25 protein-coding genes and 6 pseudogenes are annotated in these 23838 nt (G+C 67.4%); 14 read left to right on the forward strand and 17 right to left on the reverse strand.

Annotated features, from left to right (window positions below):
* Positions 1-881 precede the first annotated feature (881 nt).
* The 3 genes and pseudogenes from QQM72_RS37120 to QQM72_RS41005 form a co-directional block, all read left to right on the forward strand.
* Positions 882-1325 carry a hypothetical protein gene (locus tag QQM72_RS37120; protein ID WP_314225200.1) on the forward strand — a complete coding sequence of 148 codons (444 nt, stop codon included), beginning with the start codon at positions 882-884 and terminating at the stop codon, positions 1323-1325.
* A gap of 231 nt (positions 1326-1556) precedes the next feature.
* On the forward strand, positions 1557-1823 hold the full coding sequence (locus QQM72_RS37125; protein WP_399080026.1) for a hypothetical protein: 267 nt from the start codon (positions 1557-1559) through the stop codon (positions 1821-1823).
* Positions 1742-1981, forward strand: a pseudogene (locus tag QQM72_RS41005) (TerD family protein); the annotation flags it as partial. The gene QQM72_RS37125 and the pseudogene QQM72_RS41005, both read left to right, overlap by 82 nt.
* A 36-nt stretch (positions 1982-2017) precedes the next feature.
* Here the strand turns inward: QQM72_RS41005 and QQM72_RS37130 are convergent.
* On the reverse strand, positions 2018-2971 hold the full coding sequence (locus QQM72_RS37130; RefSeq protein ID WP_314225201.1) for a hypothetical protein: 954 nt from the start codon (positions 2969-2971) through the stop codon (positions 2018-2020).
* A 287-nt stretch (positions 2972-3258) separates the two neighbouring features.
* Between QQM72_RS37130 and QQM72_RS37135 the strand changes: the two genes are divergently transcribed.
* Positions 3259-3528: a helix-turn-helix domain-containing protein gene (locus tag QQM72_RS37135; RefSeq protein WP_314225202.1), complete on the forward strand. Its 270-nt coding sequence runs from the start codon at positions 3259-3261 to the stop codon at positions 3526-3528.
* Positions 3529-3786: 258 nt separating this feature from the next.
* On the opposite strand, the gene QQM72_RS37140 is transcribed toward QQM72_RS37135, so the two are convergent.
* The 3 genes and pseudogenes from QQM72_RS37140 to QQM72_RS37150 all read right to left on the reverse strand — a co-directional run bounded on the left by QQM72_RS37140 (position 3787) and on the right by QQM72_RS37150 (position 5460).
* Positions 3787-3969 (reverse strand): hypothetical protein, encoded by a 183-nt coding sequence (locus tag QQM72_RS37140; RefSeq protein WP_314225203.1) that lies wholly within the window; start codon positions 3967-3969, stop codon positions 3787-3789.
* A pseudogene (locus QQM72_RS37145) lies at positions 3966-4795 on the reverse strand (IS5 family transposase). The gene QQM72_RS37140 and the pseudogene QQM72_RS37145 overlap by 4 nt, the downstream one beginning before the upstream one ends.
* Positions 4796-4896: 101 nt before the next feature.
* Entirely contained in the window at positions 4897-5460 is a 564-nt protein-coding gene (locus QQM72_RS37150; RefSeq protein ID WP_142270882.1) for a tellurite resistance TerB family protein, read from the reverse strand.
* A 96-nt stretch (positions 5461-5556) separates the two neighbouring features.
* Between QQM72_RS37150 and QQM72_RS37155 the strand changes: the two genes are divergently transcribed.
* The 4 genes and pseudogenes from QQM72_RS37155 to QQM72_RS37170 form a co-directional block, all read left to right on the forward strand.
* Positions 5557-5994 carry a M20/M25/M40 family metallo-hydrolase gene (locus QQM72_RS37155; RefSeq protein WP_399080031.1) on the forward strand — a complete coding sequence of 146 codons (438 nt, stop codon included), beginning with the start codon at positions 5557-5559 and terminating at the stop codon, positions 5992-5994.
* Between the two features lie 518 nt (positions 5995-6512).
* Positions 6513-6618: pseudogene (locus QQM72_RS37160) on the forward strand (tRNA (adenine-N1)-methyltransferase); the annotation flags it as partial.
* A 1958-nt stretch (positions 6619-8576) separates the two neighbouring features.
* Positions 8577-9029 (forward strand): annotated as a pseudogene (locus QQM72_RS37165) (hypothetical protein); the annotation flags it as partial.
* A pseudogene (locus tag QQM72_RS37170) lies at positions 9014-9229 on the forward strand (ATP-binding protein); the annotation flags it as partial. The pseudogenes QQM72_RS37165 and QQM72_RS37170, both read left to right, overlap by 16 nt.
* A gap of 21 nt (positions 9230-9250) precedes the next feature.
* Here the strand turns inward: QQM72_RS37170 and QQM72_RS37175 are convergent.
* From QQM72_RS37175 to QQM72_RS41010, 4 genes are all read right to left on the reverse strand, one after another.
* On the reverse strand, positions 9251-10333 hold the full coding sequence (locus QQM72_RS37175) for a protein kinase family protein (RefSeq protein WP_314225204.1): 1083 nt from the start codon (positions 10331-10333) through the stop codon (positions 9251-9253).
* A gap of 183 nt (positions 10334-10516) precedes the next feature.
* A complete protein-coding gene (locus QQM72_RS37180) occupies positions 10517-11281 on the reverse strand; it encodes a class I SAM-dependent methyltransferase (protein ID WP_314225205.1) in 765 nt (254 codons plus the stop codon).
* 54 nt (positions 11282-11335) lie between these two features.
* Positions 11336-12760 (reverse strand): transposase, encoded by a 1425-nt coding sequence (locus QQM72_RS37185; RefSeq protein ID WP_314225206.1) that lies wholly within the window; start codon positions 12758-12760, stop codon positions 11336-11338.
* Between the two features lie 60 nt (positions 12761-12820).
* Positions 12821-13192 carry an SMI1/KNR4 family protein gene (locus QQM72_RS41010; protein WP_399080068.1) on the reverse strand — a complete coding sequence of 124 codons (372 nt, stop codon included), beginning with the start codon at positions 13190-13192 and terminating at the stop codon, positions 12821-12823.
* On the opposite strand from QQM72_RS41010, the gene QQM72_RS37190 reads away from it, so the two are divergent.
* Complete coding sequence (locus tag QQM72_RS37190) at positions 13100-13438, forward strand: DUF6228 family protein (RefSeq protein ID WP_399080071.1); 339 nt, start codon at positions 13100-13102, stop codon at positions 13436-13438. The genes QQM72_RS41010 and QQM72_RS37190 overlap by 93 nt on opposite strands.
* Before the next feature lie 131 nt (positions 13439-13569).
* On the opposite strand, the gene QQM72_RS37195 is transcribed toward QQM72_RS37190, so the two are convergent.
* From QQM72_RS37195 to QQM72_RS37230, 7 genes are all read right to left on the reverse strand, one after another.
* Positions 13570-14013, reverse strand: coding sequence for a hypothetical protein (locus tag QQM72_RS37195; protein WP_314225208.1), 444 nt, complete (start codon positions 14011-14013; stop codon positions 13570-13572).
* Positions 14014-14023: 10 nt separating this feature from the next.
* Positions 14024-14437 (reverse strand): DUF4279 domain-containing protein, encoded by a 414-nt coding sequence (locus QQM72_RS37200; RefSeq protein WP_314225209.1) that lies wholly within the window; start codon positions 14435-14437, stop codon positions 14024-14026.
* A 27-nt stretch (positions 14438-14464) separates the two neighbouring features.
* Positions 14465-15775 carry a putative T7SS-secreted protein gene (locus QQM72_RS37205; protein WP_399080074.1) on the reverse strand — a complete coding sequence of 437 codons (1311 nt, stop codon included), beginning with the start codon at positions 15773-15775 and terminating at the stop codon, positions 14465-14467.
* A complete protein-coding gene (locus tag QQM72_RS37210) occupies positions 15768-16133 on the reverse strand; it encodes a putative T7SS-secreted protein (protein WP_314225211.1) in 366 nt (121 codons plus the stop codon). Before QQM72_RS37210 ends, QQM72_RS37205 begins: the two co-directional genes overlap by 8 nt.
* Positions 16133-16690: a hypothetical protein gene (locus QQM72_RS37215; protein WP_314225212.1), complete on the reverse strand. Its 558-nt coding sequence runs from the start codon at positions 16688-16690 to the stop codon at positions 16133-16135. Before QQM72_RS37215 ends, QQM72_RS37210 begins: the two co-directional genes overlap by 1 nt.
* Positions 16691-16758: 68 nt before the next feature.
* Positions 16759-17913, reverse strand: a complete 1155-nt coding sequence (locus tag QQM72_RS41015; protein ID WP_449657443.1) for a DNA/RNA helicase domain-containing protein — start codon at positions 17911-17913, stop codon at positions 16759-16761.
* A 162-nt stretch (positions 17914-18075) separates the two neighbouring features.
* Entirely contained in the window at positions 18076-18570 is a 495-nt protein-coding gene (locus QQM72_RS37230) for a DNA/RNA helicase domain-containing protein (RefSeq protein WP_399080038.1), read from the reverse strand.
* Between the two features lie 182 nt (positions 18571-18752).
* On the opposite strand from QQM72_RS37230, the gene QQM72_RS37235 reads away from it, so the two are divergent.
* Positions 18753-19076, forward strand: coding sequence for a hypothetical protein (locus QQM72_RS37235; RefSeq protein WP_314225271.1), 324 nt, complete (start codon positions 18753-18755; stop codon positions 19074-19076).
* Positions 19021-19263 (forward strand): hypothetical protein, encoded by a 243-nt coding sequence (locus QQM72_RS37240; RefSeq protein ID WP_314225215.1) that lies wholly within the window; start codon positions 19021-19023, stop codon positions 19261-19263. Before QQM72_RS37235 ends, QQM72_RS37240 begins: the two co-directional genes overlap by 56 nt.
* Positions 19264-19344: 81 nt before the next feature.
* Here the strand turns inward: QQM72_RS37240 and QQM72_RS37245 are convergent, their stop codons facing one another.
* Positions 19345-19896 carry a GNAT family N-acetyltransferase gene (locus tag QQM72_RS37245; RefSeq protein WP_314225216.1) on the reverse strand — a complete coding sequence of 184 codons (552 nt, stop codon included), beginning with the start codon at positions 19894-19896 and terminating at the stop codon, positions 19345-19347.
* A 573-nt stretch (positions 19897-20469) separates the two neighbouring features.
* Here QQM72_RS37245 and QQM72_RS37250 point away from each other — a divergent pair.
* Complete coding sequence (locus QQM72_RS37250; RefSeq protein WP_314225217.1) at positions 20470-21072, forward strand: DUF4328 domain-containing protein; 603 nt, start codon at positions 20470-20472, stop codon at positions 21070-21072.
* Positions 21073-21168: 96 nt separating this feature from the next.
* Here the strand turns inward: QQM72_RS37250 and QQM72_RS37255 are convergent, their stop codons facing one another.
* Positions 21169-21594, reverse strand: a complete 426-nt coding sequence (locus tag QQM72_RS37255) for a hypothetical protein (RefSeq protein ID WP_314225218.1) — start codon at positions 21592-21594, stop codon at positions 21169-21171.
* A gap of 152 nt (positions 21595-21746) precedes the next feature.
* On the opposite strand from QQM72_RS37255, the pseudogene QQM72_RS37260 reads away from it, so the two are divergent.
* Positions 21747-21954, forward strand: a pseudogene (locus QQM72_RS37260) (hypothetical protein); the annotation flags it as partial.
* Between the two features lie 186 nt (positions 21955-22140).
* Positions 22141-23220, forward strand: a complete 1080-nt coding sequence (locus tag QQM72_RS37265; protein ID WP_314225266.1) for a protein phosphatase 2C domain-containing protein — start codon at positions 22141-22143, stop codon at positions 23218-23220.
* Positions 23221-23838: the final 618 nt, after the last annotated feature.

Consider the following 23838-nt stretch of genomic DNA (forward strand, 5'->3'; position numbering starts at 1 on the left):
CTCAGCCCGATCGAGTTCGAGGAGAAGCACTACGCCGAGCAGGCGACGGCCGAACCAACGAATCTGAACACCCGTCAACCCCTGCTGACTAGCTGATCAGCGGCTCCCGCATGACGGGGGAACCTCACCGCGTCGTCGAACGGACACCACAGCACCTGCAGCACGTCGGCGTCTTGCGGGCACGTCATATCAGGAACATCTCGCGCGTACAGCTGCGCCACAGGCATCAGGGGATGTGGGCCGGTGGGCAGCAGTCGGGGGGCGTGGCCAGCATGGATCCGCTCCACGACGGCCCTCTCCTCCTGGGTGAGCAGTGCATCTCCGGGCTTCTGGCGCCGCCATGCCCGCGTAAGTATCCGCCGCAAGGTGCGCACCTCTTCTGGCGTGTTGAGCCGACGGGCGTAGTGCTCCTGCGAGCACGTCGCCCACGCCTCGCCGGCCGGCCAGAGCAGCGGACCTCCCACCGAACTCTCGTGCACGGTGGGAGAACCGGCTCGGGGGTGCAGCCGGGTAGCAGTACGGGACATCCCCACGAGCTCCGGAAAGGCCGAAGTCACATCAAACGGGCGCGGCGGTGTAGTGCGGGTCATGCTTCCCCTTCAGCGAGCGGCAACCCGTATCAAAGCAGGGGGCACTGACAGTTCGGGTACCGACAAGGACCATGCGGTGAGGCCGATGGCTGTTTGTAGCAGCAGATAGCTTTGACGAGGCCGGGGAAGGCCAGGTAGTTGTGACGATGGCGTTCGTCACCAGAGCGCGGGCGGCAGCCGCTGACCGAGCTCCAAGCGCTCGCCGCGCTCGGTGTCGACTGGGGCAGCCTGACCTCAGCTCTCCTCACAATTCGCTTGCCGCTGGCTGGCGGTGTAGGCCGATACTTCGGCATGAGCAGATTCGCGCAGGTCATCGTGTTGGCTCCGTACGCGGACGAGGTGATGAAACCACTGACACGGCCGGATGACTCGCGCAGCTGGGAGGGCCGCTTCGAGCGGCTGGACCTGTTCGTTGGCGCGTGGGTGATCGAGTTCGAGCGGGTGCGTCCGCGTTCAGGTCTGCTTCGGCACCTGGAGTCCCTGGCGTGGCCGTATCCGGAGAGCGTGCAGGTGCTGATCCATGACGAGGACGACCAGTGCTTCGGCCTGTGGATGATGCGCGACGGTGTGCTGGCCGAGCAGCCTGTGCCCGGCCACCGGCGCCTGCACGGCCCGGTGCTGACCATCGGTGAGTACCCGCCGTACCCGCCGGACCCAGGCGTGCTGTGGCGGTCGGAAACACCCATGCCTGCCGGCTACTCCACTGACCGCCAGGACCTGCGCCCCGCCTGGTAGACCCAGCCAGTCACCGGCCGGGGACCGCCTTGCTCACGGCTGGGGCACGGTTGCCCGATCACCGGACGTTTCCGATGGGCGGCGCATCTGAGTAGCGGTGCTCATGTGCAGTGCCTGCCGCTTCAGCATGCTGGACGGCATGCGACTGACGGGATGTCACCAGCAGGCGGAATGGTGGTGGGTATGAGGCCCGGGGGTGAGCCGTCAACCGGCGAGCAAGTTGGGGTCGGCGTGGCGTTTCTCGTCATCGACCTGATGCTTATCGCCTATTTGGTGTTCATCCGCTACGGGATGACGGGCTGGGCTGACGCCTACGACAGCGGCAATCCGCCCGATGCGCCTAGGGAGGCGTTGCGGGGAATGTGGCTCCTCGTCGGCGGCGCAGTCGTTACAGGCGGTGGTCTCGTTGTCCTGGGATGGCGTATTCCAGGCGTTGTGCAACTGATTGTCTTGGGAGTCGGAGCAGGGCTGCTCGCCTGCTTCGCGGCCCGGGGATAGCGCGAGTCCGCCGAGCCATAGGGGTCGTCGATCAGGCGGATGGTCAGGAGATCGCGCGCTACGACCTCGCGGCGGATCCCGGCGTCAGCACTACCGCGATCGTCCTCGGCGAGATCTATCGGCATGGCGGGACGTTGGACTGCCGGGCCATCGGCAAGGGCTGGACCAACAAACAAGCGATCCGAAAGGAGCGGCTACGCGCTGTTGCCATTGGCTTTTCCAGCAGCTGTCCACCAGGCGATCACTCGGATGGCCATCGCTTCCGGTCGCGCGCCAAGAGGATCGAGACCGAAGTGCTCCTCCACCTCCTGCCGCAGGAACTTACCGATCCCCTCTTCGTTGGCTCCGCCACGGAGCCGCTCGATCATGGGGGCGAGCATGCAGTCGTACTCGTCCTGCACGTCGTCGGCGACGCCGATCGGGTCCCACTCATGGAGCAGATGCCGCAGATCGTTCTCGACAGATGGGCTCCAGGGCTGCATCGCCCCAGATTGCCACCTTGGAAACTCCCGCCGCACCCGCCCCCTGATCCAAACGAGAGCCCCTGTGACGTCTTCGAGTCGTCCTCCTCTTCGCGGACGCCTACCCCGTGATCTCGCGCTCGTTGCGCTCCCGTCGCCGCACTGGCCCCGCGCGGTGCCGACGGCCGCCGTCACCGCGTACGGCCCTATCGGCGGTAGCCACGTCCACCCCCTGGGCGCGCGAAGGCCCGACCGCACGAGTGCGGTCGGGCCGAGGTGCTTGCCGTCAGCTAAGGCAGAAGGCCATCTGAGCACCCTGTTGATGGCCTTCGCCTCGTCGTCGGTCACCTCGTGCGCCGGGGTGGAGAATCGGCTCGTCGCGGTGGCATCGGCGTTGGCGCTCCCGCTGATGGTGGAGCACTGGTTGCGCGCGTTGTCGATGGCCTCGTCCTCATCGCCGACGAGCCAAGGGCCGATGGCCTTGAGCCCGGCGAGGACCGCGGCGCGCTGGGCACTGTCGTGCTCAGGCGGGATGCCTGCAGCTTGCTCGGCGGCGCTGATGTCCACGCCGGCCGTGGCGGCCGGCGTGCTGCTCTTGGCACTGTCGGACTTGTCGCTGCTGCCGCACCCAGCGAGGGTGAAGGCGAGCGCGGCCGTGATGACCGCGATGGTCGTGCGGGTGTACATGTCCCCCTGGAACGGTGTACTGAGTGGACAGCATGCGCCGGCGTACGGACGCTTCGTGACACCGGGACTGCCTTGCGATAGGGCGGTATGCGAGGTTTTGCCTAATGTCTGACTCTGTCATGGGATTGGCTTGCAGGTCAGGGCTGTCAACGAGCGCCGATTGCATGGCGAGGACGGAAGTCGACCGGGGTTCGGCCTGGTGGGCGCGTTGTCGCGGCCGGTGCCCGTGGGGCATGGGATCGAGTCAGAGGGCTGTCCCAGCCCGGGCTCTGCTACATACTGCGGTCATGAGTGGAGAGGAATCGGCGCGGCTGGCGAGAGCCCTCATCGAGTTCCGTGAGGCCCATGGCATCTCAGAGCGTGAACTCGCGCGCCGCACCTGGCTGAGTGAAGCGACCATTAGGACGTTCGAACGCGACCGTGGGGACCTGCCCACCCCGACCGTTGCCCGAAGCTTCGAGGAAGTCCTCGGCTGGGCTCCGGGCAGCATCAAGACCGCGCCGTCCGAGGCGATGGGCCGTGAGGCATCGGCCGACTCGGCCGTGGACCTCGAGTAGGCGCGCTGGTCAGGGCTGGCTTCCGGGCGATTGCGGTCGTGGCCTGGTGAACAGGCCCGGCCAGGATTCCGCGCCTGGTCAAACGCTTCAGTTTGATGCGGACGTTGTTGATGTTGTCCGGCGCGAGGTTCAGGCCCATCGCCTCGCACACGTTGCGCGCTCGCAAGGGGGCGTTGGCTTCGGCGAACACGGCCATGATCTGCTGGTAGGCGGGGCCGTCCGGCAGGGCCGCTGCCGGTGCCAGGGGCGCCTCGTCGGTCAGTTCCAGGTGCGTTTGCGGGTGATTGCGATGTGTTCGGCGGCCTGGGCGAGTCCGTCCGGCAGCACGGTCAGCTGCACGATCTGCTCGTGAGCGGGCTCCGCTTCCATGGCGATCTGCCGCTCGCGGACCTCCAGGCGGGCCAGCAGGGCGCCGAGGGTCTGCTGCGGGTCGCCGCTCACGCGCCGCGCCAGGCAAGGGCGGATGTGCCCGTCAGCCGACGGGCCATCACGTCGCTTATCGCCCCGTACACCCGTGATTCGGCCGAGGCTGGGCGGTGTTCGTAGTCGCGGACCAGCCTGCGGTGGAGCATCAAGATCCCGTTGGTCTGCTCGACTCGCCAGCGAATCGGTTGCGGGACGAAGCCGCGGTCGGCCGGGTTGCGATCGCCGATCTCCACCGCGATGCCCAGGCCGGCGCCGTGGTCAACCACGGTCTTCTTGAACCCCTGGTCCACCAGGGCCTTCGTCACCGTAGAGGTCCCGGCGGCGACCTTGTCCAGCAGCGCGGTGCCGAAGACGTTGTCGTGTACGGAGGCGGCCAGCACCACCACAGCGACCACCAGGCCCAGCACGTCAACGGCCAGCCCGCGCTTTCGGCCCGGCACCTTCTTGGAGGCGTCCCGCCCGGTCGTGGCTGCGGGCACTCCGGCGGCGGCATGGAGACTCTGCGTGTCGAGCACCACCAGGCTCGGGTCGGCTAATCGTCCCCAGCTCTCACGCACCTGCCAGCGCAGCAGGTCGTGGATGACCTGGTCGGTGCCGTCGTCGCGCTACTTGTAGAAGTAGTACTTCACCGCGCCGGGCGGTGGCAGGTCGTGCGGCAGATAGTCCCACTGGCAGCCGGTCCGGGACTGGTACAGCAGAGTGTTGACGATCTCCCGCATCTCGTAGTTGCCCTGGTGACCACTGGCGGAAGGATGCTTCCCTTCCACCCGGTGGTCACCGGCTCGATCAGCGCCCAGCGTTCGTCGGATAAGTCGCTCTTGTAGGGCGTGCGGTCGCTCACCCCGTCACTCCAGCATGGCCAAGCCCGCCGACTGGCCAGGAGTCCCTACGGTCACACGATCAGGCGACACCGAAACGGACATCAGGTCACGTACCGCCCTCTCAGAGCTGGAACTCCGCGGGGTTCAGCCCCAATGCCGCGCAGGCCTCCTGGAGGACCATTTGCTCCGCCTGTGAGAAGTGCCCGTCGGCGCCGGCGATGACGATGCCAGTCTGGATCACCGCGCGGGCCTCGGTCGGCTTCTTGGCGGCCTTGGCGATGTCCTGCATCACCTCGGCCTTCCCCTGCGGGAAGTTACGGGTGAGCTGTTCCACGTGCTTGTGGAAGCGCTGACGCAGCTGCTCCGGCGGGAAGTTCTGCAGCACCTCGTTGCTGAGGATCATCGACTCCATCTGCTGCATCTCGGACGCGTCCACATGGCCGTCCGCCGCCGCGACCAGCGCGCACATCGCCATGCTCGCGTCCCGGTAGGCACCGCTCTTCAGCTCGGTCTTGATCGAGCCGAGCTGGTTCTTCAGCAGGCCGACCAGCTGGGCGCGGGATCCACCGTGCGAGCCCGTGCGCGAACCGCTCTGCGAACCATGCCCCCCGGTCGTGCCGCGCCCGCCCTGCGCCTGCTGCTGCAAGCTCTTGGCCTGGTCCTTGAGCCGGTCGAACAGTGCCATTGCCGTCACCTCGGTACTCGTCTGATCGTTCTCACCCCGGAAACGGCCCCGCCCCGGAAAAGGTTCCACAGCGGGCCCCGGCATAGATTGCCCTCCATGACCTCCACCGCGGCCCGTACCGCGCTGGACCTCACCGCCGACCTCCCGGTCCCCGACCTGGAGGACCTTTACCGGGACCTGCACCGCCACCCCGAGCTCTCCGGCCAGGCGAACCACACGGCCGCGCAGTTCGCCGAACGGCTGGGGAAGGCGGGGTGCGACACCGCCCAGGGGCATCGGCGGCACCGAAGTCGCCGGGGTGCCGCCGTGGTCCTGCTGCGCGCCGACATGGACGCGCTGCCGGTCCAGGAGGCGACCGGACTGCCGTACGTTTCCGAGACCCCCGGCGTGATGCCCGCCTGCGGACACGACCTGCACTTGACCTGGCTGACCGGCGCGGCCCAGGAGCTGGCGGCGGGGCGGGACGCCTGGTCCGGGACGCTCGTGGTGGTCGGGCAGCCCGCGAAGAAACCGGCGGCGGGGCGGCGGCGATGATGGCGGACGGGCTGTACGGGCGCGCGCCGCGCCCCCACGTGCTCGGGCAGCATGCGGCGCCCGGCCCTGTCGGGCTGTACCCCACGTTCCCGGGCTGATCCTGTCGGCCACCACCAACGTCGACATCGTGGTGCACGGGCGCGGCGGGCACGGGTCGCGGCCGGAGACGACCCGCACGCAGGTGGGTGGGTCGGTGGTGGCCGCCGCTGGCCCCGGGACTGGGCGTCGACGAAGCGGCCGTGGTCGTTACGCAGGGTGGCGGTGCCGTGGTCGTTGTTCCACACGCACGCGACACCGGCGTCACCCACCGGCCCGCCCCCGCGCAGCGCACGGCGCGATTCCCGAGCGCACACCGCTCCTGCACCGCCCGCCATCGGCCGTACCTGCCGATCCCCACGCCTGACGGGGGCGGCGGGCGCGAGTGGTCCGGCTGGCCAGGTCCGGGCAGCGGGCGGCCCGTTGTGCACCCCGCGGAGTGGCGTCTTCGGGCGGCGTGGGATGAGGTGTTGAGCCGATGTGCTCCCGAGGGCAGCGTGGTCCGCACCACCAGGAACGTCGCCTACCTCGCGCTGCGCCCCCTGCTCCCCGCGTACGTCCTGTCCATGCCCCGCGGCGCGGCCACCGCCGTCCGCCCCGGCGGCGGACGGCGCCTGCTCACCGCGCTCGCGTCCGCCGTCGTCCGCGCGGCCATTACTGTGTGGAGCGGGGATCTGGGGGCGCTGGTGCGTGACTCACGGCTTGTGCAGACGGCGGTGATCGGCAACGAGCATTCGGACGTGCCGGTGGTTCTGCCCGTAGCGGCCATCGAGCTGGATGCGTTCCGGCGGCGTCATCGTGGTGACTCCTTCTGGTGCGGCCTGCTGCTCGGGGGGTGCGGGGCTCGTCTGGCGGACAAGCTGTACGTCGACAGGCAGTGTCACTTCCAGCACTATCCCGCCGGGCAGCACGGGGGCGAGGCGGTGTGCCGACGTCGCGGTGTCGGCGAGTCGAGCGCCGACCACCTGTACGTCAAGGGCGCGCTGCAGACGTCCTTGACGAAGCACGGGCGAGCGGCCCGATTCTCCTATCCCGACCCGATCGGCTCCGCCCTGGACGTCGACCTGGACGACGGACGGCAGTTCAGCGTTCACCTCGACGGGAGAGTCCGCCCGGCCTGGGAGGGCGGCATTCCGATCCTCGCAGCCGGTGTCCCGCTCGAGCCTGGAACGCTTGCTCGCTGCCGGTACGTGTACCGGGTGCGTGTGCAGAGCGAGGGGACGGACCGCCGGGTCTGGATCGGCACCGAGAGCCTCGCCCACCCCGCAGAATGGGTGCCCCTGACGGATTGCGAGTGGACGGCAGACGGACTGGTCACCGAGGCCGCGCAGCGGATCCTGAAGGAGCCGCCAGCAGCCCGTCCCTCACGCAGGAAGCCGCTGCCGGAAGCGGTCAAGCGACTGATCCGGGGACTGGAATCGGCACAGCGGTCAGGCACGGTCGAGCACGTCCGCCGGCTCTGCGAAGGCAGTGACTCCTTCCTTGAGACTCTGGAGCCGCACGCACGGACGCAAGCCCAGCAGGCCTTCACCGAAGCCCGCACGTGGCTGAAGGGCCATATGGGCTACCAGCAGCGCGTGTTCGCAGACCTGGAACGCGCCGTGAACGAGAAGCGTGCCTGGGATGTGCGCGAGCACTACAACCGGGCCACCACTCTGACCCGGCGCGGTGCCAGCGACGCCGAACTGCAGATGCTGCAGAAGGCTCGCCGCTTCCTTCAGGAGAAGAACCACCAGCCGGCCCTCGACACGGCCGCCCGTCGACGCCAGGCGCTCGGCCGACTCGCTCCGGCCCCGCCGCGCGCAGGAGCGGTGCCACCGCCTTGGCCCGACGCGGACGATGCACGCGCGCGCGGGCAGAAGCAGACAGCCGTGCTGAGGGTTCAACGTCTGGTGGCCGAGCACCAGCAAACGCACATGTCGCCCAGCCGCCGCGAGGAGAAACTCCAGGAACTCCATGACGCCGTGACCGCAGCTGACGGTGCCCTGACCGGCAGACTCCTGCGGCAGATCCGGGCGCTGAGGGAGAAGTACGCCGTGGACAAGACGGCGCCCTCCCGGCACGTCCCGCTCCCTGCCGCAGGCCTGTCGGACGAAGTCCTCGCCACGGCGGCCGCAGCGGTGCGCGGCACTCTGAAGCGGGTGGCCCGTGCCCAGCAGACCCTCACCTGGGCCGCCCTGAAAGCACAGCTGGGCACCGCCCTGCCCGAGATGACGGACCGGGAGCGGCGGCGCCTGATCGCCCTGGTGGATGCGGCGTCGCAACGGGACGAACCGCTGCTCTCCAGTGTCCTCGCGGCCGGCGATCCCCAGCTGGCCGAGGCGTACCGGCTGTCCGTGAACCTCCTCGGCGGCGACCTGCCCGCAGACGATCGCGAGGTCCTGCGGGATGTGATCGACGCTGACGTACGTCAGACACACGCGTACTGGCGCCCGCGGTGACCTCGCCACCGAGGAAACCGGCCCATCCAGCAGCAGTTCGACAAGCCGGGCGACAGCTCCTGTTCTCCCGCCGCATTCGCCTGCTGCCCTCGGTGAGCGGGGTGTTTGTCCCGGGGCACGTGGGTCAAGTGGCGGACCTTCAACGAGGTCACCGCCCGGCGGATCGCCCAGAATGCCGCTGACCACGTGGGCGGCCGGGTGTCACTCGTCGAGGCCACGGAGCACCTCGGTGCCCCGCTGCACCGTGTCCGGGTCAAGCGGGACGGGCAGGAGTTCGCCCTGATACCCGGAGGCCGGGTGTCCCTGGGCTTCGACGGCGCCACCTGGAAGCCGGCCGCGCAGCAGGCCGCAGACTACGCGGAGAGCCTTGAGCAGGGCTACGGTTACGGGCCCGATCTGCGGACCTACCTCGAGCGGATCCTCAGCGCTCGCCGCAGCGTTCACCTGGACACCGTCCTCATGGCCGTGGAGGACGAGAACCTGAGCGAGCCTCCGGCCGACATGCCTGCTGCCCTCTTGGCCCATGGCCTGCGGATGCCGAGCTCCGACGAGTGGGAACCGAGTGCGAGGAGAAGAACAGTGTCGCCATCGCTTCGAACGAGAGTTTCAGCGGGTGGACGAAGACGTTCACCGACCCTCGACTCTGCGCGGCCATCGTCGAGCGGCTGACCTTCAACGGCGCCATCGTCCAGACCGGCACCGAGTCCTACCGCCTCGCCCACACCAAAGCACAGGCCGAACGCGCCGCGGTCGGCTGACCAGAGCGGAGCAACGGGCTCTCACTCCCCTGACCTTGATGCGCCGGCCAGGGCCCGCTGGACCTCAGCCGCAGGGAAGGGAGTGCGCTTGCTCTGCGTAAGCAGTCGATGATGGAAGTCGTCCAGGACGATTGCGTGCGGAGCGTGGCGGTCGATGATCGCGACGATGTCGGGCGGGACGTCGGCGGGTTGGTGGCCGTCGACCCATTCGCGCAGGAAGGCCCCGTGTTCGGTGCCACTACGCACGTCGTCTGGCAGGTGGTGGCGAAGCAGGTGGTTCGGTGCGTAGGAGCGGTCGTACACGAGGTGATCAGCGAGGAAATCGCGCTCCTCCGCTGAGAGTTCAAAATCGCGGCTCAATGCGAGCCCGAAGTCCGCGAAGTACACCCGCTGGCCGTCGGTGAGCAGATTGGCGAAGTGCGCGTCAAAGTGGACCAGTCCGCGCGCACTCATGAACTCTGTCCCCCGCAGCAGCGCATTCTCGACCCATCGATAGGGCGACTCGCCTCCCGGCTCCGGCGGGGCCGCATCACGGCTATCGCCGAGCCACTCGGCGAGCGTCTGTGGCACATGCTCCAGGAAGAGCACCAGGCTGAAGGCGGACCTCCCGATGGCCTCCAGCCGACGGCGCACGGCCGACGAGTCCTCCCAATGTGCTACGGCCCCCTCAACGCCGCCGAGCCCATCAATGAAGCCGGCAGGGGGACTGTCAGGCAATACCCGCCAGTGATACAGCAGCGGGAAATCCGCGTACTCGTTCTTCAGCGCCCAGCATGTCGTCATGATGTGCGCGGCCAGCTCACGCCAGGCACCGAACCCCGCAGACCCCACCCCGTACTGATAGAAGAGAGGAAGCTCGAACACGTTTGCGGTCGACCGCACGTGCTCCGGCTGCAACTCGATGTCCGTCAGCGGGACCCGCTTGACGAAGACACGTATCCCCTCGACTTCCATCTCCGCCGACCTACCGCCGATACCGGAGCCGAGACTCGGCGCGGCGGACACCGCACCCTCAAGCCGACGGTCGCTGAACAGGGACAGCCGTGCTCCCACGGCCGCGTAAGCGGACACTCGCGCGGCCTGCCCTGACTCGGTCACATCCATGGGCGCTCCAGCCTGACATCAAAACGGACTTCTGTTGATCATGCCAGGGCGGCGAACGCGACTCCCTGAGTGTTCGCCAAATGACTCCCTAAGAAACCTCCACACCCAGTTGGCTTTATCGAGCAGTAGCGGGTTCTGGCACAGATCTTGAGGACTGGTCGCGGAGGGTGATCCCGGGCCTTCTCAGAGGCGAGGCGGTCTGGTGGTTTGGAGTCGGAAGTGCAGCAGGTCGGTGGCATCAGCAGAGGCTGGTTTGCCGTCCGGATCGGTGACCGCAGTCACGGCCAGGCCGACGGTCGTGGCCAGCTTCTCGAACTGCTCCGGGGTGTACCAATGCATGGTCCACGGGCGCTCTTCGATGGTGCTGTCTGCGCCGTGGTGCCGTTCGTAGCGTAGAAGCGTCGTCTGCGTCCGGGCTGTCTCGTCGCGTTGCTCGGCGACGACGGATACCCGGAACTCGGCGCCGTCGGGTGCGGCAGCAGTACGCACCCGGCCGATCTGTTCGGCGGGGGTCGGTGCGGGGGTGAACAGGGGCACCAGGGCGGTGCCGCCCTCCGCCAGGTGAGCGCGGATGCCGCGCAGGGCGGCGAGCGCTGTGGCGTCGTCGGGGAGCAGGGTGAAGGTCGGCCCGGCAAGGAAGATCGCCCGGTAGCGGCAGGGCAGGTTCAAAGCCTCCATGCGCTGGTGGAACACAGTGGCACGGATGTCTTGTTCGTCTGCCCGGCGTCGGAGCCGCTCCAGCATGTCGGCGGAAGAGTCAACACCGTCGACGTCCAGGCCGCGTCGGCGCAGTTCGAGCAGGGGATCCCCGTCTCCGCACCCCAACTCCAGTGCCGGCATGCTGACTTGCTGAATGAAGACGGCATAGGGTTCCGGGGCCTGGGAGAAGGACTTCAGCGGTCCGTAGAGCTCCGCGACGATGCCGGTGTAGAAGTCAGCTGGGTCCACGCCGGTCACCCTACGCAGCCCCTTCGGTACGTTCACTCGAATATCGAGGGTGGGTCACTGCAGCAGGATCATCTTGCGGAGCAGGTCGAATCCCGCCCGCCCGTAGAGTTTCCTTTTGATCTTTTTGATGCGGTTCACGGCGCCTTCGGTGCCGCCGGAGCTCCAGTGCAGGGTGAGTCCGGCCGTCACGGCGTCGAGGTCCCGGAGCAGGTGGAGGGCGAAGTTGGTGAGGCCCGGCAGCTGACTGCCGTCAACGGCGTCGATCCAGGCAGGGAGCGTGGGACCGAGACGGTGGGTCGTCATCTCGCCGAAGTCGCGGACGTGCCCTGCGGCGGCGTCCAACTCGGGGCAGCGGGCCAGGACGCCCTTCAGCGCGGCGCGGTCTTCCTCACTCAGGGCTGTGGGATGGCGGGTGAGACAGCCGGTCACCTTGCGCACCGTCGGCGGTGGAGGCTGCGCCTGCGGCGGGGTGGCACGCAGGGTAGCGATGTAGGCGCGGACCATCTGATAGGTGACGGGGGCGTTCTCGGCGAGGAGTTCGCGGTGCAGGAAGGTGACGTTCGAGCAGCCTGCGGCGAACCGCTCTTCCAGGTAGGGCTTGTAGGGGTCCAGTCTGCTGGGCCGGGGGCGGTTTTCGCGGAGGGTGTCCTGCCAGTGCGCGGCGCGCGCGTAGCGCAGCACGGTGTTGAGGCCCCAGCCCAGGTGGCGGGCGATCGCCCGGCGAGAGTGGCCCTGGGCGAGCAACTCGTGGACCAGGGCGTGCGCGGCCTTCTTGCGCTGAGCCCGCCTGCCGACCGGCTCCCGGTCGGCAGGCTTCGAGCCGTCCGGCGGACTGCCGGCGCTCGTCGTTCTGAGCGGTGTCGGTGCTCGTAAGCACTCGCGGTGGGCGGCGACGCAGGTCTCCACGGCCCGGCCGAGGCCCTGCCACAGGTGGAACCGGTCGGCGACCTGGAGGGCGTCGGGGGCGCCGAGCCGGGCGCCCTCGGCGTAGGCGCCCGCCCGGTCCCGGCAGATGATCTCCACTCCGGGGTGGGTGGTCAGCCATGCGGCCAGCGGTCCTGATTCGCGTGGCGCGAGCACATCGACCACGCGATGAGTATCTCCGCAGGTCAAGACAGTGGAATAGATCTGCCCCCGGCGGATCGCGAAGTCGTCCACTCCCAGCACGCGCGGCGTGCTGAACAGTGGGTCCGACAGCGCCATGAGAATGAGCCCGTGTACCTGGGCCGAGAGCAACGGCCACTCCCCGAAGGCGGGGCGGTCCATCCAGCGCTCGTCGTCCCGGAGTCTGGGCGAGGTGACGTAGGAGCCCCCGCCCTGCCCCTGCCGCTTCTCCGTCCGTCGGCACCTCCCGTCCGGGAAGGGGTCCACGGTGATGCGTGGACACGCCTTGTCGAACTCCGCCATCTCTGGGCCTGTGTAGTACCAGCCGACGGAGTATCGGCGCAGCAGCCGCGACGGGTCGTCCAGCAGCCGCATGTCCAGATCGTAGGTGCGGCGGCCTTGGGCGAAGCATCTTGTATGTGAATTCAGACATAGTCATCTCATACACCCTCCATTCACCACCCTCCTGCCGTGCCAGGACCGGCCAATCGCATGGCTGGATATCGTCACGAGCGAGCCAGTAAATTCGGCGGCCGTCACCGAGATTCCCCAAGGAAGCAGCCCTCCCTCACCCGGGCGAAAGAGACCATGCGGCTCGTAAACTCCTCGAACTACGGGATGCTGCTCCAGCATTTGCCGGAAGCGGTCCAACTTGTCAAGGATTCTCAGATTATCCCCACCGGAGGATGTATAAACTTCAAGGTACCCACTGAACTGGCCGACCCCGAAGCACCGGCAGAAAGACTTGAAGTCCTCAGGAAGTTCGACGCCGAGCCGCTGCTCGATCTCGCTCCACGAGATCTCCAGCTCCCTCGGCTGCCACGAAACCCCTGCCGCAAGCCGATCAACCCAAACCATCATCCACTCCCAGCATGTGCATTAAGGCACGTTATCCACCACTGGGGCGGCCATGTCCACCTGACCTGGGGAATTCACGACCGGCCCCTGTTCGAGGAGTGGCACTTCAAGACCACCACGGTGCACGCGGCCGGCGAGGAGATGGGAAACCTTGCCACCGAGATACTCACTTTCCTCACGAGCGTAACGACGTAGCCGGAACTCATTCCCACGCTGGCCAGCAGCACGCTAGACCACGTCTTATGTGCGGAGTCGGCATGGCGAGCACCCTGCTCGGCGAAGACCGCAGAATATGAGGCCGTGGCCGGGCTCAGCCACCCGGGGAGTCAGCCGAGCCAGGCGAGTGGGTCCTCCTCGTCCTCCCCGGATTCCCGGACCGTCGTAAAGGTGACAGGCAGTCCCAACTCTGCAAGACCTGCAAGAACGGCTGGCGAGATGTGGAGTCCCGTACCTGATTCGGCGATGCCTGAAACATCGACCTTCACCGTTTTGCCCGCCTCCTTCAGCGCATCGAGCGCCGGTTTGCGGGGGCTGAGGAGTCCGATGAGTTCCACGGCCTGTTCGTCGGCGCTTTCTGAGTGCCGCTCGTCAACGGTGAGCGTGGCCCAGCCGGGGCCGGAATAGATTTCCACACCGTCGGACGAAGAGAACTCTTCACTGGCGGCGAGTTGCAGCTCGGCAAGCAGAAAGGCGGAATCCACGTCCCGACCTGTGACAACCAGGGACGTGCTCAAGTTAGCCCACGGCTTCAAATTCGCTCCAGTTTCCATGACCGTTCTTTCAGCGTTCGTTCATATTGGCCGCGACCCGGAGAGGGAATCCCAGGAGTGCGATTCGCTTGAGTTCTTCCGGCTGGAGGGCGAGAGTGCAGTCGTTCCCCGCGAAACCGTACACTTCGAGGGTCACCTCATATCCCCGTCCGGCCAGTTGCGCGAGCTCGGTCCGCTTGCTTTCCATGATGGAAAGAATGTTGTTCATCTGCTCGTGAAAGTCCCGGCTGACGTGCTCGTCGCAGCTGATACTCCACAATCCGTCGACGTCGCCCGGCCGAGCCCATTTGCTGGGACCCGGCTTGCGCACGCCAGTGGGCTCCAGCCCGAGAAGGGACGTCATCTCCCCGGGCTGGAGATTCCCTCCACTGATCATGAGTGTCACATCCGTCAATACCCAGTCGCGCTTCTCTACTACATCCATGTATGGCTCCTCACAGGTCGAGGCATCCTACTTGATCTCGCGGCACGCCGCCCAGTGAACATTTCCCATGCCTGGCTCCAATAGATCTTGCAGCGTGGCTCGTTGGCCGACGGTCGTCGAATTCTCAAACACACTGAAACCTCCGCCACCCATTGGAGCAGGAGGCCCTAGCGTGTAGTTCGGAATTACGTCTCCCGGACCGAACTTCTCCACGTAACCTCCCGGGTAGACACCTCGCTCAACGGTAAGGCCGTTAAGTCCCGGAAGTGGGTCCCCGTGTTGCACGTAGAAAGATATATTGGTTCCCTCAGGTACCACGACGTCGCCGGCGTTGCGGGTGAGGTAACCATGACCGGCGAAGACTTTCTCTCCGTCCGCGCGGCCACCGGCGAGAACCCGGTCCGCGTAGTAGCGGCCGTCAGTGTCCGGCCAGTCCTTCTTGACGACCTCCGGTTTGGAGTCACGCAGCGCCTGCATGACGTCGGCACGCTCGGGCATGGGGTCCCCGGCACCTCTGGCGGCCTGCCGCTCCAAGCCCTCACGCACTCCGCGTTGCGCCGCCGACTCCAAACCCTCCTTCGCCGCCAAACGCAGTCCGCCGCGGGCGAGGCCGGCGCCTTTGGTGCCGATGAGTTCAGGGATGAGGCGGCCGACGAACTCGGAGGGGTCCTTCTTGAAGCCGTCGACGGCGGCCTGGACGACCCGTTCGGGATGTGAGGCGGTGGAGACCAGGCCGGCCAGCGTCATGTTGACGTTCTGCAGGTAAGCGGCCGGGTGGGTGAGGTTGTACGGGTCGGTGGGATTGAGGCCCCGGACGAAATTGAGCAGTCCGGCCGTGCCCTTGAGAGCGCCGCCGACGACATGCGTGAGTTCGGTATTGACGGCCTGGTAGCCGTCCGCGAAGTCGTTGCCGAGGCGCTCCAGCGGCGGCGGTTCGGCGGGGGCGTGCGTGAGGGCCGCCTTCACCCTGCCCTGCGCCTCGGAGGCGGCCGTGTTGCGCTGCTTGCGAGCTTCGGCGAGCTTCTCGGCGGCGGCCTTTACGTCGGCCTTGCCGGGGTCCTTGAACGGTTCAGGCCTGGGCCCCGGGGCCTCGTTCGCCTTGATCCTGGCGTTGTACGCGTCGACCTTCTCGTTATAGGCGTCGGCCGCGTCCTTGGACGCCTTCACGCCCTTCTTGTAGAGCTCCACGGCCTCCTTGGCCTGGCCCTGCGCCCACTTGACGGTGCCCGCGTACGACTCCAGCGCTCCGGCCGCCGCCTCGCACGCCTCGGACGCCTGTGCCCACTTGGCGGGATGGACGCCGAATTTCTCCCGGAACGCGTCGCCGCCCTCACCCAGCCAGCCAGCCGGAGGAGTCGACCTTCTTCAGTCCCGCATTCACCTTGCCGAAGGCGCCGTGGAAGTCCTTCAGGTGCTTGGCACTCTCGCGGATCTTGTCCGGATTGCCGTGGACGAGCTCGTTGGCCTCCTCGGTCTCGCCGAGCTGCTGCTCGCCGGGGGTAGCGCCCAGGTCCGAGGCGACCTCGTCGCCCCAGTCCTCCACGCTGTCGGCCCAGTCGTGCGCACCGACCTTGTCCAGGCCTTCGCCCAATTTGTCCGTGGCCCAGTCGACGCCCTCGCCGAGCTTTTCCTTGCCCGCGTCGTAGAGGTCCTCCGCGCCGCCCAGGAGCGAGTTGGTGAGGTCTCCAAGTCCCATCAGCCCTCAGCGCCCTGCTGCTCGGCAGCCTCGGCTCGCTCCTCGGGAGAGGGACCGAAGGTGTCGTCCAGGAAACCGTCGTACTCCTGGTCCGACACGCCGAACGTGCCGTGCAGGTTCTCGGGGTTGAGGCCCAGCGGGCCGACCGTGTGCGAGGTCATCACGTCCCGGCCCGCGTCCTTCCAGGCCTGCCCGCTGTTGGCCAGCGCCTGGTCGAAGGACTCCTGGCTGTAGTCCACGTTGCCGCCGTAGACACCGGACTTCGCGATGTCGCCCCAGCCCGTCTTCTCCACCTCCTCCTCGGAGGCGTACGGATTGCCGATGGCCGAGTTGGCGACGACCTTCAAACTGCCCTCGACGTACTGATCGGTCTCGTAGTACGTGCCCGCCGACAGACCCGTCTTCTCGGCGAACCCGTTGCCTTCGTTGATCAGCGACCGCACTCCCCACTCCCAGCGCTCGCAGAACGACTTGAACTCACCCGTCAGCCCGTCGTGGCCGAGTTCCAGCCCGGACAGGGCGATGTCGCCGAAGCCGCGCCCGGCCTCGCCCACCATGCCCAGTTCCTTCAACTCGCCCAGCGCCTCGGTCAGGCCCGTGACGATCAGGGCGAGCCCGGCCGCCTTCAGGTCCTTGCCCCCACCGCCGGTCGTGCCGCGCCCCCCGCCTCGAAGTCCACCGCCGCCTTGTCTGGCACGACACCCCGCACCGGTGGAAACACCATCCCGTCCGTCCCGTCGGCGCAGTCCAGCGCCACTCCGCAGGGCACGCCGGCGGCCTGGACCGCCACATCCAGCAGCCGCGCGCCGAGGACCGTCTGATACATCCACTCCCGGGCGAACTCGCCCCGTGCCTGGGCATAACGGGCAAGCGCCTGCCCGTCGGAGAACGCCAGGATGAACCGCACCCCGTTCCAGTCGGCGGTCAGCATCCCCCGCTCACGGTCCGGGCCGTCCGCCTCACCCAGCGGCACCAGGACCGCCGTTTGCCGGAACTCCTCCAGCAACTCCGCGAACCGCCGCCTGCGCGCGGCCGCTTCAGGATTCTCGGCAGCAGGCCCCGGGGTCTGTTCAGCCGGCGCAGGTACGTCCATGTCCACGTAATCGGACAAGCGGGATCTTGGTTTGTGCGCGTTCGCCGTACCGTCTTCCCTGTTGATGGACACGATCGCAATCATCACATCGGCGCGTCGGCGGAGACAACGAGGGCTGACGGGAGCACACAGGTCATGTCGGGCCCGCTCATGCACCTGCTGCCCTACGCGCTGCGACTGCCGATCTCCGTCCTCGCCACCGAACAGTCCCCAGTCGGCTATCTCGGCGACGACCTGAGATCTCTCGGCTCGGGCGCAGCCGCGGCAGATGTACGCCGGCTTCGACTGCTGTCGGACACAGCTGTCTACGCGCTGGGGGCCAGTCTTTTGAGCAGAGCTTGTGTCTCCTGGTCGGTGGAGAACAGAGCGGTGCCCTGCATGCCGCGGGAGGAGCACTTTGTAGGGGTTGTGGATCAGGTGCGCGAACTCGTGCTCGCCAGCGCGGGCCACGACGGTGTCCTTGCTGGCCTTCTTGTTGGCGATCCACACGCCGTCACGCCGGACGAGGTCGGGGCCGAAGATGACGCCGCTGTAGTCGTACTCGAAGCCCTGTGCGGTGTGGATGCAGCCCACCTGGTTGAACCCGGCCGGGTCGGTGGCCCAGAAGTTTTTCGACGGGAAACCGCCGATGGAACGATCGCCCGGTACGTTCCACGGCCGCTTCCACTGCCACTGGGGCAAATTCACGTCGTCGGCAGACCGACGAACTGCTTGTTGTCGTCGAGAACCGGTTCGTTCCAGGCCGGCAGAACCCGGCCGTCATCCGTGCCAAAGAGCCCTGCTTCCTGACGCGCCTTCAGAGCTGCCTCAAGTTCTTGCGGGCTCTGCGCGACGGTGACGGTGAAGAAGTCATCGCCGTCGGAGGGGACGGGGCCACCCGGAGCCAGGCCCAGCAGACGCAGCCCACTGTTCGCAGGCGCGGTTGCCGCCGCAGCGGAACTGGCCGTCCAGGTCCACGTGGCGGACTGTGAGGTTCTTGGCCTTCGCCGCGGCGTCGATCTCGTTGACGGTGCCCATCTCGCCGGGGCGGACGACCTGATGCTCGTCCAGGAGGAAGACCGGAACGCGGGCGGCATCCAGAAGTTCTTCGATCTGGCGGCGGCTGCTGCGCTTGTCCTTGGGGGTGAATCGGTGGTTGGAGGATTCAGGGATGCGGTGGGCCTCGTCGCACACCAGGACGTCCAGGCCGTTCTTCTCCGCCTGGCTGAAGTTGGTGAAGTAGCGAAACAGCTTCTGGACGCGGCCGCTGCCCCGGCCCGCGACCTTCTGCAAGGTCGAGGTGAACGACTTCGAGCCGGTGGCGTGCACTGCGGTCAGGCCGCCTCGGTACAGCTCTCCCAGCACCTCCAGGGCGATGACCCTCTTGCAGCGGATCCGGGCCCGCCGGTCACGGACTGCGTGCCCGCCTGCTGGCCGTACCGCAGCCACCCGCAGGCATCGATGCGTGCGCCGACGCCCTGCGCCATCACCTGGCCGCCGCGCCGGACGAGGACCGGCGCCTCGGGCACGGTCCGGCACCGGAGAGGATGCCCACCCACCAACTGTCCCTGGCCGGCCGGCGCATGTCCCCGCACGCAGCCGCACGGATGGCGGCAGCACGCCGGGCGCAGGCGCAGCACGCCTACAGCGCGGCGGACGAGAACGCCCTGGAGAACTTCGTCCTCGGCCGGATCCCCACGGCCATCAGCACCGCCTGGGTCGAACTGCAGGACTGGGCCCAGCAGGTCAACGAGCAGATGAAGCTGACCGCTGCTTCCTCCGGAGTCGGCGTACAGATCGAGCTTGCCCTGCGCCGTGATCTTCCCCCCCTCCATCGCCACCATCCACCATCTGACGTGCAAGATCGGTGACGCCGAGCGCACGCCGGAGCAGCGGCGCCGCATCGGGGAGGAACTCCTGGCGGTCATGCGGCTCGGCGAAGAGATGCGGGCGGGCGATGCCGGACCCGACTCCGGACGAGCCGACCGGCTGGCCGAAGCCATCGACATCCGCACCTGGGTCACCGTCAAGTACATGATCACCCGGCCCTCGGAATGAACGCGGGGGCGTGGATGCAGGCGAGGCAGGCAGGCCGACCACCAGGGCCACGGCTGTGAGGAGGACGGTGAGCCTGCAGGTTCAGAGACAGCGGAAGAACTCCCGGTCGAGGATCGCGTGCACGACGGAGTCCCTCCACTCCCCCGCCTTCAGCACGTGCTCGCGGATCGTGCCCTCTTCAACCATCCCGACGGCGCTCATGGTCTTGGCGGAAGCCTCGTTGAGAGGGGAACGGGCACCCCAAATGCGGTGCAATTTCAAGTCGTTGAAGCCAACACTCACCAGCAACCGCACCATCTCCACACCGTAGCCCCGCCCCCACACGTCCGGGCGCAGCGCGAAGCCCATGGTGGCTCCGCGATGCTGGTGCGGATCAAGCGCCAAGCGGCCAGACCCGATCAGCTCAGCCGTCTCCGACTCGACGACCGCGAGCGCGTATTCCGTACGAGGCGTCACCGTGGCCTCTGCGACAGACCAGGCCACGACCTGTTCGACTTGATCGCGGTTTCGCGGTTCGAACGAGAGGTGCTCGGTGGCTCCGGGGCTGCCGTATATGGCGAGCAGCGGATCCACATCCGTGATAACGAGTTCCCGCAGATAAAGACGTGCGCTGGAACGTATGACGGGATGCATGCCCGGACTCTGCCTGCGGGGCAGCGCTGACGGGCTGCGAACGTTTCGATCTCCGCGCCGAGATCGCGTTCCGCGGCTGCGGTCCGGATGGCACCGAGACAAGGGAAGGCACCGGCGCAGCATTGACGGGCTTACCGGCTTGCCACCACGGCCATCCAGGCCCTTTGAGTACGTACTGCCGCCGCCTGGAAGCAGTACTCCTGGGCCTGGTTCCAGCGCCGGGATGCTTCCACGACAGTCACCAGGTTCAGCAGCGGGCGCTGGAGCTGTCCGCGCCGACCAGCACATGATCCGCAGCCTGCTCAATATCGACGGCACCGCCTGCGCCACAACGACGGGGAAAGCGACGAAGCGTGCCACGGAAGCCGTCCTCCAGCATCTGGACGGCCCTGGTCAGCGCGCCGTCACTGGGCTCGCCGACAGCCCGCCGGCACTCCTGCCTTGTTGTCCCTTGCCGCGTGAGATCGCGGCGAGGATCCAAAAGCCGTACGCGTGTACGGCAATTCAACCCTATGATCACTTCGCCCCGGCCTCTGCTGCGGCCACATCCGCCTCCGAGACAGGCCAAAGACGATGACGAGTACCGCGCCCAAAACTCAACGGGTCCTTGCCCGCTCTGCGCAGGCGGCGGTAGTTGCCGCTGCCGTGGCGGACGTGTTCCGCGCGGTGGCGGTCCGGGATCACTACCTGCACCACACGGGCGATTCCCTGCACAGGTCGGGCTTCATGTCCACGGTCTTCCTCAATCTGATGACTCTCGCGATCGTGCTGTTCCTTGTGTGGCTTGCCTGTTCGCGGCGCAAGGCGCAGGAACTGACCCCCCGAGCCTCAGTCCCGAGTCAGGGCTGGATGATCGGTGCGTGGTTCATACCGGTGGTCAATCTCTTTGTCCCCCGTCGGCTCGTCCTCGACATCGGGCGCGCGAGTTCCCTGTCGTGGAAGGAGGAACGAGACACGGCACTGGTGAATCTGTGGTGGGTCGCCTGGGTCGCGCACGCGCTGGTGCTCGTGGTGGCGGGCCGGGTAGCCCCGGGGTCCATGGCCTTCCTCGTAGTGGCGGAGGCACTCATGATCGCTGCGGCCGTGCTGATAGGGCTGGTCATCGAGCGCATCACGGTGCTGCAGAGCGTGGCGTTCGGTGCCGCCGTTCCCGTCGCGCCTCAGACCCGGACCTGAGTCAGGTCGGGCAGGGCCGCTCGTCCTGTGCCGGGTCCGCCCCGCAACCAGCGACGATGACATCGCCCTTGAAATTGCGCTGGTGAGGTGATCGAGTCAGGAACGCCCGTGCTCGAGGTTGAGTTCGTGGTAGCCGCGAAAGTCGAAGAAGCGCAGGCCGTCGATCACTGCTCCAGACCGGATTTCCGGCAGGGTCCAGGGGTGGGGGGTGTAGTCGTCCGTTGCCACGCCTCCATACTCAAGCAGCAGAGCAATCATCTGGTGAACCTCTACGGTGCCGCCGATCCGGCCGGAGATGTCGATCTGCACCGCCCAGGTGGGGTGATGTCCGATGGCCGCTTCGAGGATCGCAACGTCCTCGGGATCCCAGTCGGAGAAGAGGTAGCCAGTCTGCTCATCGTCGGTGTCGATGTAGAGGTTGCCGTCCAGAGTCCACGGCTTGCGCTGATCGGGCAGATGCCTGTCGAGCGAGGCGACGGTCTGAGCTCGCTCGCCTGTGGGAAACACGAAGACAGATCGCATGGGTTGGAGCGTAGGCACCTCCAATTTGTGGCGACCATCGATTTCAGGGGCGGGCCCGGTCCGTCGACGTCGTGGTAGTGGTGCGGTTGGCGCTGTCTGTGAAGGCCGGCATGCCGAGATCGACTGGGGCGAGTCGGCGGACCGCTTCGGCATGGAAGCCGGGGCAGGCCTGGCCCGTTCTCGCCCGCCCGACCTGGCGCCCGGACATCTGCGCCACCGCCATCTCCCGGGCCCGCATCAACACGCACCGCAAGATGCTCCACCTGGCAGCGGCCACCGGACAGTATCCGATCGTGGTCCTCTCCGACTGCGCCGTGTACGCCGCCGACGGCCCCAGCCCCCCTGGACGTCCTGCCCTACGGCGCCGACGGCGAGACCGCCAACCACGCCCGCTGCATCAAGACCGGTGAGGTCACCACCAAGGACACCGCGAGTGGGAGACCATCTGACCGAGCCGGAGCAGGACTCTGGTTGACCTTCACCTTGGGGGAGGCCACAGCATCGGTGAGGCCGGGCAACATGCTCGGCATGAGGAGGAGAGCGGGCATGGGGTTGCTGACTATCGGGACGTTCGCAAAGGCATCCCGGCTGTCACCGAAGGCGCTGCGTCTCTACGACGAGCTCGGTCTGCTAACTCCCGCTCGCGTCGACCCGGTGACCGGCTACCGTCTCTACGCCCCGGAACAGCTGGAACAAGCCCGGCTGGTCGCCTGGCTCCGGCGCCTGGGGATGCCCCTGGCCCGCATCCAGCACGTCTGCACGCTGGAGGCAGGCCCGGCAGCCCGGGAGGTCCGCGCGTTCTGGGCCCAGGTCGAGGCCGACACCGCCGCGCGGCGAGACCTCGCTTCCTTCCTCATCGGCCATCTGTCCTGGAAGGACCCCGCTATGTCTCCGACCGCTAAGCCCCTGGGAATCCGTTACGCCGCTCTTTCCGACACGGGCCTTGTCCGTGAGAGCAACCAGGACACCGCATACGCAGGGTCCCGCCTGCTCGCAGTCGCCGACGGCTTCGGCAGCGGAGGAGCCCCCGCAAGTGCCGCCGCCGTCGACGCGCTCAAGCGCCTCGAAACCGACAGCATCCCGGCAGGCGATCTCCTCAACCTCCTCGAGGACGCCATCGAACAGGCCAAGCAGGCCGTCAACGGCGTCGCCGGACCCGCCTCATCGCCCGAAGAGGCCGGCACCACACTCACCGCGATGCTCTGGACCGGCTCACAGTTGGCCCTCGTCCACATCGGCGACTCCCGCATCTACCTCCTGCGCGACGGAGAGCTGTTCCAGATCACCCACGATCACACCATGGTGCAGTCGATGGTCGACGAAGGACGCCTCACCCCGGAGGAAGCCGCCTCCCATCCCCAGCGGTCCCTGTTGCTACGAGCCCTGGGCCAAGGAGCCGATGGCACCCCCGACATGCGTCTGCACGACGCCCAGCGGGAAGACCGCTACCTGCTCTGCTCCGACGGCCTGTCGACCGTCGTGCCGACCGAAGAGATCCACCGGGTGCTCTCCGAGATCAGTGAACCCGAGCAGGCGGTCCGCGAACTCATCGCCCTCGCCAACGGCTCCGGCGGCCCCGACAACGTCAGCTGCGTGGTCGCCGACGTCATGGAGCTCCAGCAGTAGGAGCGAGCGGCATGCACTTCGAGTTGCACCAGATCCGCTCTCATGAACTCATCCGCGAGGCGGACGAATACCGACTCGCCCAACAAGTCAGGAAAGCCAGATCGGCTCCCCGATCCATGCCGGCCTACACATGGCGACCGACTCCACGACGCCTGCTGGCTTGGCTCCACGGGTGAACCATCACGCTGCCTACGGTTAAGCGGGACACCGACCGCCAACCTGTCCCGCTCAACCGTAGGCACCGCAGGTCAGAGCCTCCCCCTGCCCACAGATATCTGGGACAGGACAACGGGGCCAGCACCCAGATCGTCGTCTCGGTCAGCCGTAGGGGTTGCTGAAGTCGGTGCCCGCCCGTGAGCGGGAGCGGGCTCTCGGGCCTGGCAGCGGCACATCCGTGAGATCGAGACCGAACTGCCCGACGGGCCCGGCAGCGAGCTGCTCAGCTCTCTTCGTCCGCGGCCCTCGGACGAAGAGAAGGCGTATCGCGTGACAGCGCTGCCTGCGCTGCGTGCGACGCGGTCGCCGCCCAGGGCAAGGAGGCGGCGGGCTGGCACCACGTGCGGCTGCACGTGGCCAGACCCGTCCGACGTATCGGTCGGCCAAGGTAGCGGGGGAGGC

It is taken from the genome of Streptomyces zaehneri, from assembly GCF_032248645.1.
Lineage (GTDB): Bacteria > Actinomycetota > Actinomycetes > Streptomycetales > Streptomycetaceae > Streptomyces > Streptomyces coriariae.

Bases quoted from the DNA above. Each gene is read 5' to 3' on its own strand.
- QQM72_RS37120 (WP_314225200.1), top strand. From the start codon at position 882: ATGAGCAGATTCGCGCAGGTCATCGTGTTGGCTCCGTACGCGGACGAG.
- QQM72_RS37130 (WP_314225201.1), bottom strand. From the start codon at position 2,971: ATGTACACCCGCACGACCATCGCGGTCATCACGGCCGCGCTCGCCTTC.
- QQM72_RS37135 (WP_314225202.1), top strand. From the start codon at position 3,259: ATGAGTGGAGAGGAATCGGCGCGGCTGGCGAGAGCCCTCATCGAGTTC.
- QQM72_RS37150 (WP_142270882.1), bottom strand. From the start codon at position 5,460: ATGGCACTGTTCGACCGGCTCAAGGACCAGGCCAAGAGCTTGCAGCAG.
- QQM72_RS37155 (WP_399080031.1), top strand. From the start codon at position 5,557: ATGACCTCCACCGCGGCCCGTACCGCGCTGGACCTCACCGCCGACCTC.
- QQM72_RS37175 (WP_314225204.1), bottom strand. From the start codon at position 10,333: ATGGATGTGACCGAGTCAGGGCAGGCCGCGCGAGTGTCCGCTTACGCG.
- QQM72_RS37185 (WP_314225206.1), bottom strand. From the start codon at position 12,760: ATGCGGCTGCTGGACGACCCGTCGCGGCTGCTGCGCCGATACTCCGTC.
- QQM72_RS37195 (WP_314225208.1), bottom strand. From the start codon at position 14,013: ATGGAAACTGGAGCGAATTTGAAGCCGTGGGCTAACTTGAGCACGTCC.
- QQM72_RS37200 (WP_314225209.1), bottom strand. From the start codon at position 14,437: ATGGATGTAGTAGAGAAGCGCGACTGGGTATTGACGGATGTGACACTC.
- QQM72_RS37210 (WP_314225211.1), bottom strand. From the start codon at position 16,133: ATGGGACTTGGAGACCTCACCAACTCGCTCCTGGGCGGCGCGGAGGAC.
- QQM72_RS37215 (WP_314225212.1), bottom strand. From the start codon at position 16,690: ATGGTGGGCGAGGCCGGGCGCGGCTTCGGCGACATCGCCCTGTCCGGG.
- QQM72_RS37235 (WP_314225271.1), top strand. From the start codon at position 18,753: ATGCCCACCCACCAACTGTCCCTGGCCGGCCGGCGCATGTCCCCGCAC.
- QQM72_RS37245 (WP_314225216.1), bottom strand. From the start codon at position 19,896: ATGCATCCCGTCATACGTTCCAGCGCACGTCTTTATCTGCGGGAACTC.
- QQM72_RS37250 (WP_314225217.1), top strand. From the start codon at position 20,470: ATGACGAGTACCGCGCCCAAAACTCAACGGGTCCTTGCCCGCTCTGCG.
- QQM72_RS37255 (WP_314225218.1), bottom strand. From the start codon at position 21,594: ATGCGATCTGTCTTCGTGTTTCCCACAGGCGAGCGAGCTCAGACCGTC.
- QQM72_RS37265 (WP_314225266.1), top strand. From the start codon at position 22,141: ATGGGGTTGCTGACTATCGGGACGTTCGCAAAGGCATCCCGGCTGTCA.